Consider the following 12,836-nt stretch of genomic DNA (forward strand, 5'->3'; position numbering starts at 1 on the left):
AATGATCAGTTTAGAATTTTTATTAGCCTCCGCGATTGGCCTGCTGACAGCCACAGGCATCTATTTGATCCTGCGGGCGCGTACCTTCCCGGTGGTGTTGGGCTTGGCCATGAGTGGTTATGCGGTCAACTTGTTTTTATTTGCCATGGGCCGGATTCAGATGAATTCGCCTGCAGTATTAACCGAAGCTTCGAATGTGACAGATCCTCTTCCTCAGGCACTGGTGCTGACGGCCATCGTGATTGGCTTTGCCACCACTGCCTTTATTGTCCAACTGGCACTGCGTAGCCGCTACGAATCAGGAACAGACCACGTTGACTCAAAAGAAGATATCCCCCAGATTGATCCACGTGAGGATGAGCCTTAATGACTGATCTTCTCAATTTCTGGACTCAACATACTCCTATTTTCAGCATTCTTTTGCCGGCCTTTACCGCTTTTGCCTTGGTACTTTTGGGAAATCCGGGTGCAGGCTCTCTGATCACGGACTGGCGTCAACCCTGGCGTCGTGGTATCAGCCATCTCTCGGGAATCTTGGGCCTGATCATTGCCGTTAGCTATCTGATAAACAGCAGCGAGGGCCAAATCAGCGTATACACCCTCAGCGAATGGGCAGCACCATTCGGGATCGTGCTGGTGCTGGATCAGCTCTCGGCCATGATGCTGGTATTGACCTATGCGCTCGCCTTGCCTGTGGTCTGGTATGCCAGCAAAGAATGGGACTTACGCGGCCGTTATTTCCATGCCATGGTGCATTTCCTGCTGATGGGTCTGACTGGTGCATTCCTAACCGGTGACTTGTTTAACCTGTTCGTGTTCTTTGAAATTTTGCTGATGGCGTCCTATGTACTGCTGTTGCATGGACAAGGTAAGGCACGTTTTCAGCTGGGAATTCATTACGTCACCATCAACCTGCTAGCGTCTGCGCTGTTCCTGATTGGACTCGGAATGATTTATGGCAGTGTCGGCAGTCTGAATATGGCCGATGTAGCCCGTTTGATGCCAACACTTGCAGAAGATCAGCACAAACTGGCCGTTGCCGGTGGCTTGATGCTGTTTGTGGTGTTTGGGATTAAAGCCGCAATGTTGCCGGTGGGTTTCTGGTTACCCAAAACCTATGCCGTGGCCACCACACCTGTTGCAGCGCTCTTTACCATCATGACCAAAGTCGGGATTTATGCGATTTTGCGGATCAACGGCACGGTTTTTGATGATGAATATAGCCATCAGATTCTGATGAACTGTCTGCTGGTGATTGGCCTGGTCACATCCGTCTATGGGGTGATCTGTGCGATTGGCACCGAACGTCTGCGCCGTTTTGTCGGTTTTATGGTGCTGTCTTCAGTCGGAACGATTTTGGTGGCCATTGGCCTGAATAATACTGCGGCTTGGGCGGGTGCGCTATATTACCTGGTACACAGCACCCTGATTGCGGCCGCATTTTATATTCTGTCGGGTTGGATTACCTCACAGCGTGGCGAATTTAAAGATCATTTTAAAATCGCCCCACTGATGAAACAGAACAAGCTGGTTTCGATTGTCTATTTCATCATCGCCTTGATGATGGCAGGCCTGCCACCGTTTAGTGGATTCTTCGGTAAAATCTTTATTTTGCAGGCTTCTGCTAATTCAGATTATCAGATGATTATTATCCTGACCATTTTGCTGGTAAGTTTTCTCAGTATTCTGGCTTTTACCCGGGTCGGTTTTATCCTGTTCTGGCGTTCGAGCAGACCTGAAGATGATCTTGATTCTGAAGAGTTTCATAAATATGAAGCCCTACCGAGTAAAGCACCGGCACGCAATGACCGGGTGATTTATATATTGCTTGTGAGCTTAACCGCCTACGTGGTGTTTGCCGGACCGATTTATCAATATAATTATCAGACTGCGGAACAGATCAAAAACAATTCGGTCTATGAAGCCGCGCTGTTAAAACCGGATGCAGAAGGTCAGTTTATTAGCGTCCAGCCATTCGATCCGAAGTATTTGCCAGAAACCAAATATGGTGGTGAGGTGATAGATCCTAATGCGCATCTGATTCCTTATGTAATTTCAGAAGCGACCTTGAAGGGTGAACATATTTCTGAATTCAAGCAACGCCAGATTGACCAGCAGCACATTGAACAGACCGAATATGATGATAATCAACTTAAACCGGCGGAGGGACCTTAATGGCTGAATCATTATTTCAACGCTGGTTCCCGCATCCGCTGGTTTCTGTGATTGTAGGACTGAGCTGGGTTTTACTGGCACACAGCCTGGACGCTGGAACCCTGCTGATGGCCTTGCTACTCGCAGTCATCATTCCACGTATGGTCGAACCCTTTATTGACTATACCCCCAATATCCAGTGGACTCCTGCCCTGCACCTGTTCTTCGTCGTAGTTTGGGATATTGTAGTAGCCAATATTAAAGTCGCAAAACTGGTGCTTGGTCCAACCAAGAACCTGCATCCGAAATGGTTCCGTGTGCCTTTAGATACCGAACATGAAGAAGTCAACACCTTGCTGGCGATGATTATTACCACCACACCGGGCACGGTATCTGCAGGGATTGACCAGGATCGTGGTGATATTCTGGTGCATGCCTTAAGCACAGAGGATGAAGCAGCAGAAATCGAAACGATCAAACAGCGCTATGAACGCCCGCTCATTGAGATTTTTAATGCACGATCAGGAGAAAAAGCATGACGATTCTACCTTATGCATTATTGATTTGTCTGGGTGCGGTAACCATCTCCATGTTACTGTGTCTGATCCGGCTGATTACCGGCCCCTCTATTGTGGACCGCCTGCTGGCACTGGACACCCTGTTTCTGAATGCCACCTGCCTGGTGGTGATTTTAGGCATTTACTGGAGCAGCACCTTTCTGTTTGAAGGCGCTCTCTTGGTCGCGATGCTAGGCTTTGTCTCTACCGCAGCCTTGGCGCGTTATTTTACCACTGGCCATGTCATCGACTAGGAGTTTTTAAATGTCTTTAATTTTAGAAATACTGGTGTCGATTTTTCTATTGATTGGTGCTTTCTTTATGCTGGTCGGCGGAATTGGGATGGTGCGTTTGCCCGATCTGTTCATGCGTCTGCATGCACCGACCAAATCCAGTACTTTGGGCCTCGGCAGTTTTTTAATTGCGGCGATGATTTTCTCTGCCATGTATGGCCGTTTCGGTTTTGCTGAAGTGCTGATTACCCTGTTTGCCTTTATTACTGCGCCGGTATCCGCCAATCTGATGGCACAGGCTGCATTGCATTTGCGGTTACGCTCTTTGAGTGGCGAAGTGCCGGAAACGCTGGAACGTCCCCTGCCTTGGCAGCGTTCACGCCGTCGTACCTTTTATGAAAAGAAAATCAATCGCAATGATGATTTAGATTAATTGAGCAAGCGATTCCAGTTCTCCCAAGTCTCAAAATAGAGAGATAAAAAAAGCCACCCGAAGGTGGCTTTTTTAGTCCTAAGACTTATTCATCATCTTTTTTTGCTTCAGCTTCAGGTAAGTCCTTCACTGCTTCAGCGATCAGACCAAACATATAGTTACCATATGCATTGGTCTTATCGTAATGGAAACGTAGACGAGGCGTAATACGGGTTTTGATACGACGACTCAGCTCGTGGCGCAGGAAACCAGATGCTTTGTTCAACACATCCAAAGTTTCTTTATTGGCTTCTTGGCTTTGCTCATCGCCAAGTTCACGTCCCATCACAGTGACATAAACTTCCGCATATCCCAGGTCTGGGCTCACCTTCACCGCAGAGATGGTCACAAGACCACCTAAGCGTGGATCTTTCAGCTCCTGACGGATCAGTTCTGACAACTCGCGCTGTACTGTATCCGCCATACGCTTCAGACGTTGACTACCCGCCATTAAAGACTCCGTTTAATCAGTTGAACATCGTACACTTCGATCTTATCAAGTGCTTTGATGTCTTTATAGCCTTTCACCGCAAGACCGCATTCCATACCGGCACGAACTTCTTCAACCACTTCTTTGTAGCGACGAAGAGATTCAAGCTCGCCCTGGAACACAACCACGTCATCACGTAATACGCGAATCGGTTTGTTACGATGCAATACGCCTTCAAGTACCATACAGCCCGCAGCCGCACCAAACTTACTTGAGTGGAATACTTCACGTACTTGCGCAACACCCAGAATCGTTTCACGATGTTCTGGTGCAAGCTTACCGCTCATTGCTGCTTTCACATCATCAATCAATTGATAGATGATTGAGTAGTAACGAATGTCGATACTGTCTGCATCTGCTTTTTGACGCGCAGCGTTGTCCGCACGTACGTTAAAGCCGAGTAGAACTGCTTCTGAAGATTCAGCCAGTGTCACGTCAGACTCAGTGATCGCACCTACACCAGAACCAATGATACGTACTTTAACTTCGTCAGTCGCAAGCTCAGCAAGTGCAACGTGTAATGCTTCCAAGGTACCGCGTACGTCAGTCTTAAGGACAACATTCACGATAGGCACATCTTTCTTGCCCATAGACGCCATGATGTTTTCAAGACGCATTGCAGATTGACGCTCAAGACGTTTTTGACGTTCACGATCCATACGCGCATCGGCAACTTCACGTGCTTTCTTCTCGTCGCTCACCACAAGAACTTCGTCACCTGCCATTGGCGCTTCTGGAAGACCCAGAATTTCCACTGGAATCGAAGGACCTGCAGATTTGATACGCTGACCATTTTCATCCGTCATCGCACGAACGCGACCATAAGATGAACCGGCAAGAACAAGATCACCTACTTTCAATGTACCGTTTTGAACCAGAATAGACGTTACCGCACCACGGCTGTTGTCTACACGTGCTTCAATGACAACACCTTGTGCAGCACCTTCTTCAGATGCTTTAAGCTCTAGAAGTTCAGCTTGAATCGAAATAATATCAAGAAGTTCATCAATACCTTGACCAGTATGTGCAGAAACCATTGCCACTGGAACGTCACCACCCCATTGTTCTGGTACGATTTCTTTCACAGTCAATTCATTCAGAACGCGATCTGGATCAGCAGATTCTTTATCCATCTTGTTGATTGCAACAATGATTGGCGTACCTGCAGCACGTGCATGGTCAATTGCTTCTGCAGTTTGTGGCATTACACCATCATCTGCTGCAACAACTAGAACTACGATATCAGTCGCTTTCGCACCACGTGAACGCATTGCAGTAAATGCTGCATGTCCCGGAGTATCAAGGAATGTAATCATACCTTTATCAGTAGTTACATGATAAGCACCGATATGCTGGGTAATACCGCCCGCTTCGCCAGCAGCCACTTTGGCACGACGAATACGGTCAAGCAGCGATGTTTTACCATGGTCAACGTGACCCATAATGGTAACAACAGGTGCACGCGTAGATTGCGCACCACGTGCTTCTTCAGCTGCTTCAAGCAAGTTATCTTCAGCTTGTGTATCAGAAACCAGTACCGGATTATGGCCCATTTCTTCAACAACAAGTGCAGCAATTTCTTGATCAATTGCTTGGTTCTGAGTAACCAATTCACCCATTTTCATGAGTGATTTAATCACTTCACGAACCTTAACTGCCATTTTCGCAGCTAAGTCAGCAACGACAATCGTTTCACCGATTTCAACATCGTAAACCTGTTTTTTCACAGGTTTTTCGAAGCCGTGCTTGTTGCCTTGACTGGTTTTTAAACCGCGCTTAGGCTGTTTGCTGAAGCTTTGCTCTTCCTGACCACGACGACCACCTTTTTTAGGTGCACGCGCGCTCGGCGTATTCGTACCACGTTTGATTTCGCGGTCTTCTTTCGCAAAAGAGTCTTCATATGCCTGACCAACAAGACCGGCAGCCAGAGGAGAATCATCAACAACACGAATAGTTGCAGTGGTATCTTCCGCGGTGTACTTAGACGCCATTTGACGCATTTGTTCAAGCGTACGTTGCTGCGCTTCTTCAGCCGCTTTACGACGTGCTGCTTCTTCAACAGCTTTTAATTTTGCTGCTTCTGCTTCACGTGCCTTTTTCTGTTCAGCGGTTTCAGTTGGTTTAACAACTTGCTTCACAATCGGCTTGTTGGTTGATTTGCGTTTTACCACAACTGCAGCTTTAGAAACTTCTTGCTTGTCGCTGGTTTGCTTTGCAGCAGCACGCATCGCTTCTAGAGCTTTATTCGCGTTATTTACGCCAGTTTTTGGAGCTTCAGCAGAAGCAGCTTGCGCTGTATTCTGCTCAGGCGCAGCTTTGGCCTGTTGCTCAGCCTTGGCTTTCGCCAATGCTTCTGCTTTGATCTGTTCTGGATCCGGCTTAACAAATGTATGCTTCTTGCGAACTTCTACATTAATCGTTTTCGCCTTACCTGAAGTACTGGCTACTTTAGCCGTACTAGTCGTTTTACGTTTCAACGTGATTTGCCCTGCTTGGCTTTCCGAACCCTGTGACTTTTTCACGTGGTTCATCAAGCTATCTTGTTGTTCGGTGGTAATAATATCGTCAGCTTTACGCTGTGGTAAACCTGCCTCACGAACCTGCTCTAGGAGCTTCTCAACTGGACGACCCACGTTGAGGGCTAACTCTTTAATCGACTTGTCCGTCATATACTACCTCCTAGTTAAACCATGATTCGCGCGCTTTCATAATGAGTTGACCCGCTTTCTCAGCACCCAAACCTTCAATATCTTCGATATCGTCAGTCGCCTGATCTGCTAAATCATCCACTGTTACCACACCACGAGCTGCTAGCGCTTGCGCGATCTCTACTGTCATGCCTTCCATTGCAACAAGTTCTTCACTTGGCGCTTGTATGTTCTCTTGCTGTTGTAATGCATCAGCAAGTGCAATTTCTTTCGCACGGCTTTGCAGTAGTTCAACCAGTTCCGCATCCAGTTCGATTTCATCAAACGTTTCTGCAGGAACATAAGCAATTTCTTCAAGCGAGGTGAAGCCCATTTCTACCAATGCCATCGCCAAATCTTCCGCGATATCCAGACGGGTAACAAACATGTCTAAATATTGTTGCGCTTCGTTTTGTTGACGGGCGTAGTATTCCTCTTCCAGCATCATGTCCAGCTTGTAGCCAGTCAATTCAGATGCCAGACGAACGTTCTGACCTTGTGAACCAATCGCACGTGCCAACTGATCGCTGGTTGCGAAAATGATGTCAGCAGTACGTGCATCTTCATCGATGACAATACTCGATACATCTGCTGGTTCCAATGCACTTGCGATATATTGCGCAGGATCATCCGACCAAACTACCACATCAATACGCTCACCATTGAGCTCTTGCTGTACAGCTTGAATACGGGTACCACGCATACCAATACAAGCACCCACCGGGTCAATACGGTGGTCATTGGTTTTCACTGCAATTTTAGCACGAACGCCTGGTTGGCGAGCCGCCGCTTTAATTTCAATAATTTCTTCAGAAATCTCAGGGATTTCTTTCTTCATCAATGCAATCAGCATATCCGGTTTAGCACGTGACAGTTGTAACTGCGCACCACGACCTTCACGGTTGACATTGAATAGAATCGCATTCACGCGTTGCTTCGGACGAAGGATTTCTTTCGGAATCATTTCTTCGCGAGCAAGATACGCTTCAGCATTGTCACCTAGGTCAATGATAAAGCCGTCTTTGGTTTGTTTTTTCACTTCACCGTAGATCAGCTCGCCGACTTTAGATTCGTAAGCATCGGCTACAAGTGCACGTTCTGCTTCACGGATCTTCTGTACGATCACTTGCTTGGCAATTTGCGCTGCAATACGACCGAAGTCAATCGATTCAACTTCAAGCTCACGAATGTCGCCAATCGACCATTTTGCCGGATCAACATCAGAGATGGCATCCTGACAAGCTGGCATTTCATGGTCTTCGTCTGCAACCACTTCCCACTGACGGAAAGTACGATAGTCACCTGTTTTACGATCGATTTCCACACGTAAACGTGCTTCTTCCGAATGTGTTCCTTCGTAGAATTTTTTCTTTGTCGCAGCAACTAAAGCTTGCTCAAGCGCTTCAAAGATCGCTTCACGAGGTACACCTTTTTCGTTACTAACCGTTTCAACGACGGTCAGAATTTCACGTGCCATACGTCACCTATTCGTTAAATTTTTATTTATTAAATTAATCTTGGAAGACCAAATTTGCTTTATCGATATTGTGACTGTCGATCCCCAATACCTGTTGCTTTTCTACTTCAACCTGAATCATTTCATTTTCAAGATCGACAGCAACCAGTTTGGCCTGGAATTTACGACGGTTATCTACCGCACTGATCAAACGTAGTGCTACGGTATGACCGATATAGCCTGACATCTGCTCGAGCTGGAAGAATGGACGGTCCCAGCCTGGCGAAGATACTTCAAGTGAATATTCACCCGAGATCGGATCATGAACATCCAGCATTGCGCCCACTTGCTGCGTGACACGCACACAATCCTGAACGCCAATACCACGCCCCTGCTCTTCTTCACCATCTTCATTGATTGCTGGTGCAACGCTCTCATCGACTGGCTTGTCGATGTAGATACGTAATAACGAACATTTACCCTGTGGCAGGAATTCAATCCCCCAAAGGTTTACATTACAGGCTTCAACTGCTGGTGCAATCAAGTCCTGAAGTGCTTGAGTTTTATTTGATAGCTTCATTTACTCTCGTCATCTGGTGCGATTTTATGATCTATTTGACCACTACAAACCAATACAAACTATAGTAGTAGTGAAACATGGAGATTTGACCAAATAATGTCGACACTACACGATAGCCAATAAAAAAGGGCGTAAATCGCCCCAATTAATGCACAATTTAAGATCTTTTCAAATCCCACTGTGCAAAAAGGCCCACCTTGTTGTGAGCCTCTTTTTAGAAACTTGGTAGCGGGAGCTGGATTTGAACCAACGACCTTCGGGTTATGAGCCCGACGAGCTACCAGACTGCTCCATCCCGCATCAACGTGCAAAAATTATATACAAAAGATGAGAACTTTTCAATCAAAACCACATCATTCTGCATATTTGTCATCTGTCGCTGAAAAATTGGTAGTGGGAGCCGGATGTAAACCAACAACCTTCGCCAGTTTATAGAGGGTTGAGCCCGACAGGCCATCAACTAGATCTATAAATAACACTTACCAAACCATTTAAAATGGTAGCGGGAGCTGGATTTGAACCAACGACCTTCGGGTTATGAGCCCGACGAGCTACCAGACTGCTCCATCCCGCATCAGCGTACAAATAACATTCAGTTTAAAAAACTTAAACTGCTTTTAAAGTTTGCATCTTTAAAAGATTGGTAGCGGGAGCTGGATTTGAACCAACGACCTTCGGGTTATGAGCCCGACGAGCTACCAGACTGCTCCATCCCGCAACAACATGCAAATTAATTTTCTCAACTTAAAACCTGTTTAAGCTGCCTCTTGAAAGTTTGCGCCTTTAAAAAGGATTGATTGGTAGCGGGAGCTGGATTTGAACCAACGACCTTCGGGTTATGAGCCCGACGAGCTACCAGACTGCTCCATCCCGCATCAACAGAAGTTTTTTCAGCTGCATACACCAACTTAAATTTCTGGTTTATAAGTTGGTGCGGAAGGGGGGACTTGAACCCCCACGCCCGAAAGCACTACCACCTCAAGGTAGCGTGTCTACCAATTCCACCACCACCGCAGCTGTGACGCATTCTAGTCGCATCACTGAAAAAAAGAAAGGATTAATTAAAACTATTCGGTCGTTTCTGGTGCAGTTGGTGAAGTTTCATTCGATTGCACAGGTACGGTCGGCGCAGACTGAACAGATCCCAAACTATAGGCATTCGAGGTTTGTTGCTTGGCCAAAATCGCCAAAGTCAGACTGGTCACGAAGAACAGTGCAGTAAAAATCGCAGTCAAACGGGTCATGAAATTACCCGAACCCGATGCTCCGAATACTGTCGCTGCACCACCGCCACCGAAAGAGGCACCAGCATCTGCACCTTTACCATGCTGAACCAAAATCAAGACAATCATCAAAACAGCTAAGATAATATGTACTACCAGCACAAAAGTTTGCATGCTGAACTCCTAATTATTGTGTATTTGCAAATGCATGAGCAATTTTATGGAACGACTCAGCATTGAGTGATGCACCACCGACCAATGCCCCGTTGATATCTGGGCAGGCTGCTAACTCTACTGCATTTTCCGGCTTGACACTACCACCATATAAAATCGCCATCGTCGCGCCATAACCAGTGATCTGGCTTAAACCTTGACGGATTTGTGCATGCATGGCCTGTGCATCTTCAGGAGAAGCAGTTTTACCAGTTCCAATTGCCCAGATCGGTTCATAGGCAATCACGATATTTTTCCATTGCTCAGCTTCAACCACAGCAGCAATATCACAAATCTGTTGTAGCACTACAGCTTCTGCCTGCCCTGCTTCACGTTGTTCCAGGCTTTCACCAACGCAATAAATCACGGTCAAACCGGCACTTAAGGCATTCTTGATTTTCGCATTTAAAATATCAGCATTTTCCGCAAATATTTCACGGCGCTCAGAATGACCCACTAGTACATAGTGAATTTGACTATCGGCCAACAATTCAGCACTGACTTCACCAGTGTAGGGACCTGTTCCAGAAATACGTGAAACATCTTGTGCTACGGTATAAATCGGACGAACCGCAGATGACAGCTCTGCCTGAATCTGGCTTAAGGCAATGGCAATCGGTGCCACACCTAAATGACATTGATCTTCGGCAATTGGCGCAGTTTCCAGCAAATTCTTAATACCACGCACCAAGCTCAATGCATCTGCCTGCACCGGATTCATTTTCCAGTTACCTATCACCCAAGGGGTAATCGTCGAAACCGACATAATTAACCTATTTCATTTACATATTTTGAATTGGGCACATTCTACACGGAATTGGAAAATTAAAAGAATAGTTTTCTTATCACTCATTCTCGGTTTAGACTATCCAAAATGGTTATTTTTTGTTATCACTTAAAAAAATGGGGACTTCTTCCAACCAGTTCATGCTTTTACTGGAGATGAAGAAGCTAGCAGCACTCTTGGCTATGGTATTTTTACGTAACAAACGTATAATTTTAGTATAGCAATTAAAAGAATTTGATGAGTAGGCATTTATAGCATGACAGCATTACAGGGGTCGCCGAGATTTACCGGATTTATTCGTCGTTTGGTCGAGGAAGGCGTCATCTCGGCTGAAGATATGCGCAGTGCATTGGCGCATGCCAAACAAGAAAAAATCGATATTGTGGCTGAGTTAATTAACCAGCAGCAACTTTCTCCAACCGTCATTGCTGAAACGATTTCAGTTGAATTTGGCGAACCGCTGTTTGATATCAGTGCCTATGATCCTGCCCAAATTTTGCGGGATGCGATTGATGAAAAGCTGATTACCAAGCATCGCATCCTGCCGATTTTTAAAAATTCCAGTATTTTATATGTTGCGACCAGTAATCCCACCAATATCGAAGCAATTGATGCAGTCCGGTTTTCCACCAAACTTAATATTGAAACCATTATTGTTGAACACAATAAACTTGAAAAACTGATCGAGCAGAATTTTACCGAAGAAAGTACCTTTGAATTCGATGACGATTTTGACTTAGATGTTGATGTCGACACCTCAGATCCGAACAAAGAAGAGGAAGAAAGCAATAAAGGTGATGAAGCACCAATTGTCAAATATATTAATAAATTGCTGATTGATGCGATCCGTATGGGGGCTTCAGACTTACACTTTGAACCTTATGAAAAAATCTATCGGGTACGTTACCGGGTCGATGGTGTTCTACGTCAGATTGCAACCCCGCCCTTACAGCTGGCAAACCGCCTGTCTTCACGTCTTAAGGTTATGTCGCAAATGGACATTTCAGAAAAACGGGTACCGCAAGATGGCCGAATCAAACTAAAATTATCCAAAAACAAAGCCATTGATTTCCGTGTCAACTCTCTCCCTACCCTGTTTGGCGAGAAGCTGGTACTGCGTATTCTGGATCCATCCAGCGCGATGCTGGGGATTGATGCTCTGGGCTATGAACCGGAACAAAAAGAACTGTTTATGCAGGCGCTGGACAAACCGCAAGGGATGTTACTAATCACCGGTCCGACCGGTTCCGGTAAAACTGTTTCACTGTATACTGGTCTAAATATCCTCAATCGTGAAGATACCAATATCTCAACGGCGGAAGATCCGGTCGAGATTAACCTGCAAGGGATTAATCAGGTCAATGTCAATAATAAAGTTGGCCTGACCTTCTCTGCCGCACTAAAGTCCTTCTTACGTCAAGACCCGGATATCGTCATGGTCGGTGAGATCCGGGATCTGGAAACCGCAGAGATTGCGATTAAAGCGGCCCAGACTGGTCATATGGTGATGTCGACCTTGCATACAAACAGTGCGCCTGAGACTTTGACCCGTTTACGCAATATGGGGGTGCCTTCTTTCAATATTGCCACTTCGGTGAACCTAGTCATTGCACAACGGTTGGCACGTCGCCTGTGTTCGCAATGCAAGAAACCTGCCGATATTCCGCAACAAAGCTTACTGGAGATGGGTTTTACCGAAACCGACTTGCAGCAACCTGAGTTCCAAATTTATGAACCGGTGGGCTGCAATGAGTGTCGTGAAGGCTATAAGGGTCGTGTCGGTATTTATGAAGTTATGAAAGTAACACCCGAAATTTCCAGAATTATTATGGAGGACGGCAATGCACTTGAAATTGCCGATGCTTCCGCACGCGCAGGTTTTAACAATTTACGCCGATCAGGTTTAATCAAGGTGATGCAGGGGGTGACTTCTTTACAGGAAGTCAATCGTGTCACCAGCGAATGATCGGGCGCTGATCTAAAA

The 12,836-nt window shown here is 46.1% G+C and carries 12 protein-coding genes and 5 tRNA genes; 6 read left to right on the forward strand and 11 right to left on the reverse strand.

Features of this window, described 5'->3' with window-relative positions; translation table 11 throughout:
* The first annotated feature begins 1 nt into the window (after position 1).
* The 5 genes from F894_RS13895 to F894_RS13915 are packed head-to-tail and all read left to right on the forward strand — an operon-like array spanning position 2 to position 3,377.
* A complete protein-coding gene (locus F894_RS13895; protein WP_005248391.1) occupies positions 2 to 367 on the forward strand; it encodes a Na+/H+ antiporter subunit C in 366 nt (121 codons plus the stop codon).
* Positions 367 to 2,175 (forward strand): monovalent cation/H+ antiporter subunit D, encoded by a 1,809-nt coding sequence (locus F894_RS13900; RefSeq protein WP_005248392.1) that lies wholly within the window; start codon positions 367 to 369, stop codon positions 2,173 to 2,175. Before F894_RS13895 ends, F894_RS13900 begins: the two co-directional genes overlap by 1 nt.
* A complete protein-coding gene (locus tag F894_RS13905) occupies positions 2,175 to 2,693 on the forward strand; it encodes a Na+/H+ antiporter subunit E (protein ID WP_005108491.1) in 519 nt (172 codons plus the stop codon). The genes F894_RS13900 and F894_RS13905 overlap by 1 nt, the downstream gene beginning before the upstream one ends.
* The gene (locus F894_RS13910) at positions 2,690 to 2,965 is read left to right on the forward strand and encodes a monovalent cation/H+ antiporter subunit F (RefSeq protein WP_005108490.1); all 276 of its coding nucleotides are present in this window, start codon (positions 2,690 to 2,692) and stop codon (positions 2,963 to 2,965) included. The genes F894_RS13905 and F894_RS13910 overlap by 4 nt, the downstream gene beginning before the upstream one ends.
* Positions 2,966 to 2,975: 10 nt before the next feature.
* The gene (locus F894_RS13915; RefSeq protein ID WP_005108489.1) at positions 2,976 to 3,377 is read left to right on the forward strand and encodes a Na+/H+ antiporter subunit G; all 402 of its coding nucleotides are present in this window, start codon (positions 2,976 to 2,978) and stop codon (positions 3,375 to 3,377) included.
* A gap of 85 nt (positions 3,378 to 3,462) precedes the next feature.
* Here the strand turns inward: F894_RS13915 and F894_RS13920 are convergent, their stop codons facing one another.
* The 11 genes from F894_RS13920 to tpiA form a co-directional block, all read right to left on the reverse strand.
* Complete coding sequence (locus tag F894_RS13920) at positions 3,463 to 3,867, reverse strand: ribosome-binding factor A (protein WP_004281108.1); 405 nt, start codon at positions 3,865 to 3,867, stop codon at positions 3,463 to 3,465.
* On the reverse strand, positions 3,867 to 6,575 hold the full coding sequence (gene infB / locus F894_RS13925; protein ID WP_005248396.1) for a translation initiation factor IF-2: 2,709 nt from the start codon (positions 6,573 to 6,575) through the stop codon (positions 3,867 to 3,869). Before infB ends, F894_RS13920 begins: the two co-directional genes overlap by 1 nt.
* A gap of 10 nt (positions 6,576 to 6,585) precedes the next feature.
* Complete coding sequence (gene nusA / locus F894_RS13930; RefSeq protein WP_004281105.1) at positions 6,586 to 8,070, reverse strand: transcription termination factor NusA; 1,485 nt, start codon at positions 8,068 to 8,070, stop codon at positions 6,586 to 6,588.
* A gap of 34 nt (positions 8,071 to 8,104) precedes the next feature.
* Entirely contained in the window at positions 8,105 to 8,629 is a 525-nt protein-coding gene (rimP, locus tag F894_RS13935) for a ribosome maturation factor RimP (RefSeq protein WP_005248397.1), read from the reverse strand.
* A gap of 223 nt (positions 8,630 to 8,852) precedes the next feature.
* A tRNA-Met gene (locus F894_RS13940) sits at positions 8,853 to 8,929 on the reverse strand.
* Between the two features lie 197 nt (positions 8,930 to 9,126).
* Positions 9,127 to 9,203 (reverse strand) — tRNA-Met (locus F894_RS13945).
* 67 nt (positions 9,204 to 9,270) lie between these two features.
* Positions 9,271 to 9,347 (reverse strand) — tRNA-Met (locus F894_RS13950).
* Positions 9,348 to 9,427: 80 nt separating this feature from the next.
* A tRNA-Met gene (locus F894_RS13955) sits at positions 9,428 to 9,504 on the reverse strand.
* A 54-nt stretch (positions 9,505 to 9,558) separates the two neighbouring features.
* Positions 9,559 to 9,643, reverse strand: a tRNA-Leu gene (locus F894_RS13960).
* A gap of 53 nt (positions 9,644 to 9,696) precedes the next feature.
* Entirely contained in the window at positions 9,697 to 10,026 is a 330-nt protein-coding gene (gene secG, locus F894_RS13965; protein ID WP_005248398.1) for a preprotein translocase subunit SecG, read from the reverse strand.
* 13 nt (positions 10,027 to 10,039) lie between these two features.
* Positions 10,040 to 10,831: a triose-phosphate isomerase gene (tpiA, locus tag F894_RS13970; protein WP_004281100.1), complete on the reverse strand. Its 792-nt coding sequence runs from the start codon at positions 10,829 to 10,831 to the stop codon at positions 10,040 to 10,042.
* A gap of 277 nt (positions 10,832 to 11,108) precedes the next feature.
* Here tpiA and pilB point away from each other — a divergent pair, with 277 nt between their 5' ends.
* A complete protein-coding gene (gene pilB / locus F894_RS13975; protein WP_005248399.1) occupies positions 11,109 to 12,818 on the forward strand; it encodes a type IV-A pilus assembly ATPase PilB in 1,710 nt (569 codons plus the stop codon).
* The last annotated feature ends 18 nt before the right edge of the window (positions 12,819 to 12,836 follow it).

Source organism: Acinetobacter sp. CIP 51.11 (genome assembly GCF_000369665.1).
GTDB lineage: Bacteria > Pseudomonadota > Gammaproteobacteria > Pseudomonadales > Moraxellaceae > Acinetobacter > Acinetobacter lwoffii_S.

What these genes read in the sequence shown, in the direction of transcription:
- F894_RS13905 (WP_005108491.1), top strand. Translation starts at nt 2,175, where the DNA reads ATGGCTGAATCATTATTTCAACGCTGGTTCCCGCATCCGCTGGTTTCT.
- pilB (WP_005248399.1), top strand. Translation starts at nt 11,109, where the DNA reads ATGACAGCATTACAGGGGTCGCCGAGATTTACCGGATTTATTCGTCGT.
- F894_RS13915 (WP_005108489.1), top strand. Translation starts at nt 2,976, where the DNA reads ATGTCTTTAATTTTAGAAATACTGGTGTCGATTTTTCTATTGATTGGT.
- rimP (WP_005248397.1), bottom strand. Translation starts at nt 8,629, where the DNA reads ATGAAGCTATCAAATAAAACTCAAGCACTTCAGGACTTGATTGCACCA.
- F894_RS13910 (WP_005108490.1), top strand. Translation starts at nt 2,690, where the DNA reads ATGACGATTCTACCTTATGCATTATTGATTTGTCTGGGTGCGGTAACC.
- F894_RS13895 (WP_005248391.1), top strand. Translation starts at nt 2, where the DNA reads ATGATCAGTTTAGAATTTTTATTAGCCTCCGCGATTGGCCTGCTGACA.
- infB (WP_005248396.1), bottom strand. Translation starts at nt 6,575, where the DNA reads ATGACGGACAAGTCGATTAAAGAGTTAGCCCTCAACGTGGGTCGTCCA.
- F894_RS13920 (WP_004281108.1), bottom strand. Translation starts at nt 3,867, where the DNA reads ATGGCGGGTAGTCAACGTCTGAAGCGTATGGCGGATACAGTACAGCGC.
- secG (WP_005248398.1), bottom strand. Translation starts at nt 10,026, where the DNA reads ATGCAAACTTTTGTGCTGGTAGTACATATTATCTTAGCTGTTTTGATG.
- F894_RS13900 (WP_005248392.1), top strand. Translation starts at nt 367, where the DNA reads ATGACTGATCTTCTCAATTTCTGGACTCAACATACTCCTATTTTCAGC.
- nusA (WP_004281105.1), bottom strand. Translation starts at nt 8,070, where the DNA reads ATGGCACGTGAAATTCTGACCGTCGTTGAAACGGTTAGTAACGAAAAA.
- tpiA (WP_004281100.1), bottom strand. Translation starts at nt 10,831, where the DNA reads ATGTCGGTTTCGACGATTACCCCTTGGGTGATAGGTAACTGGAAAATG.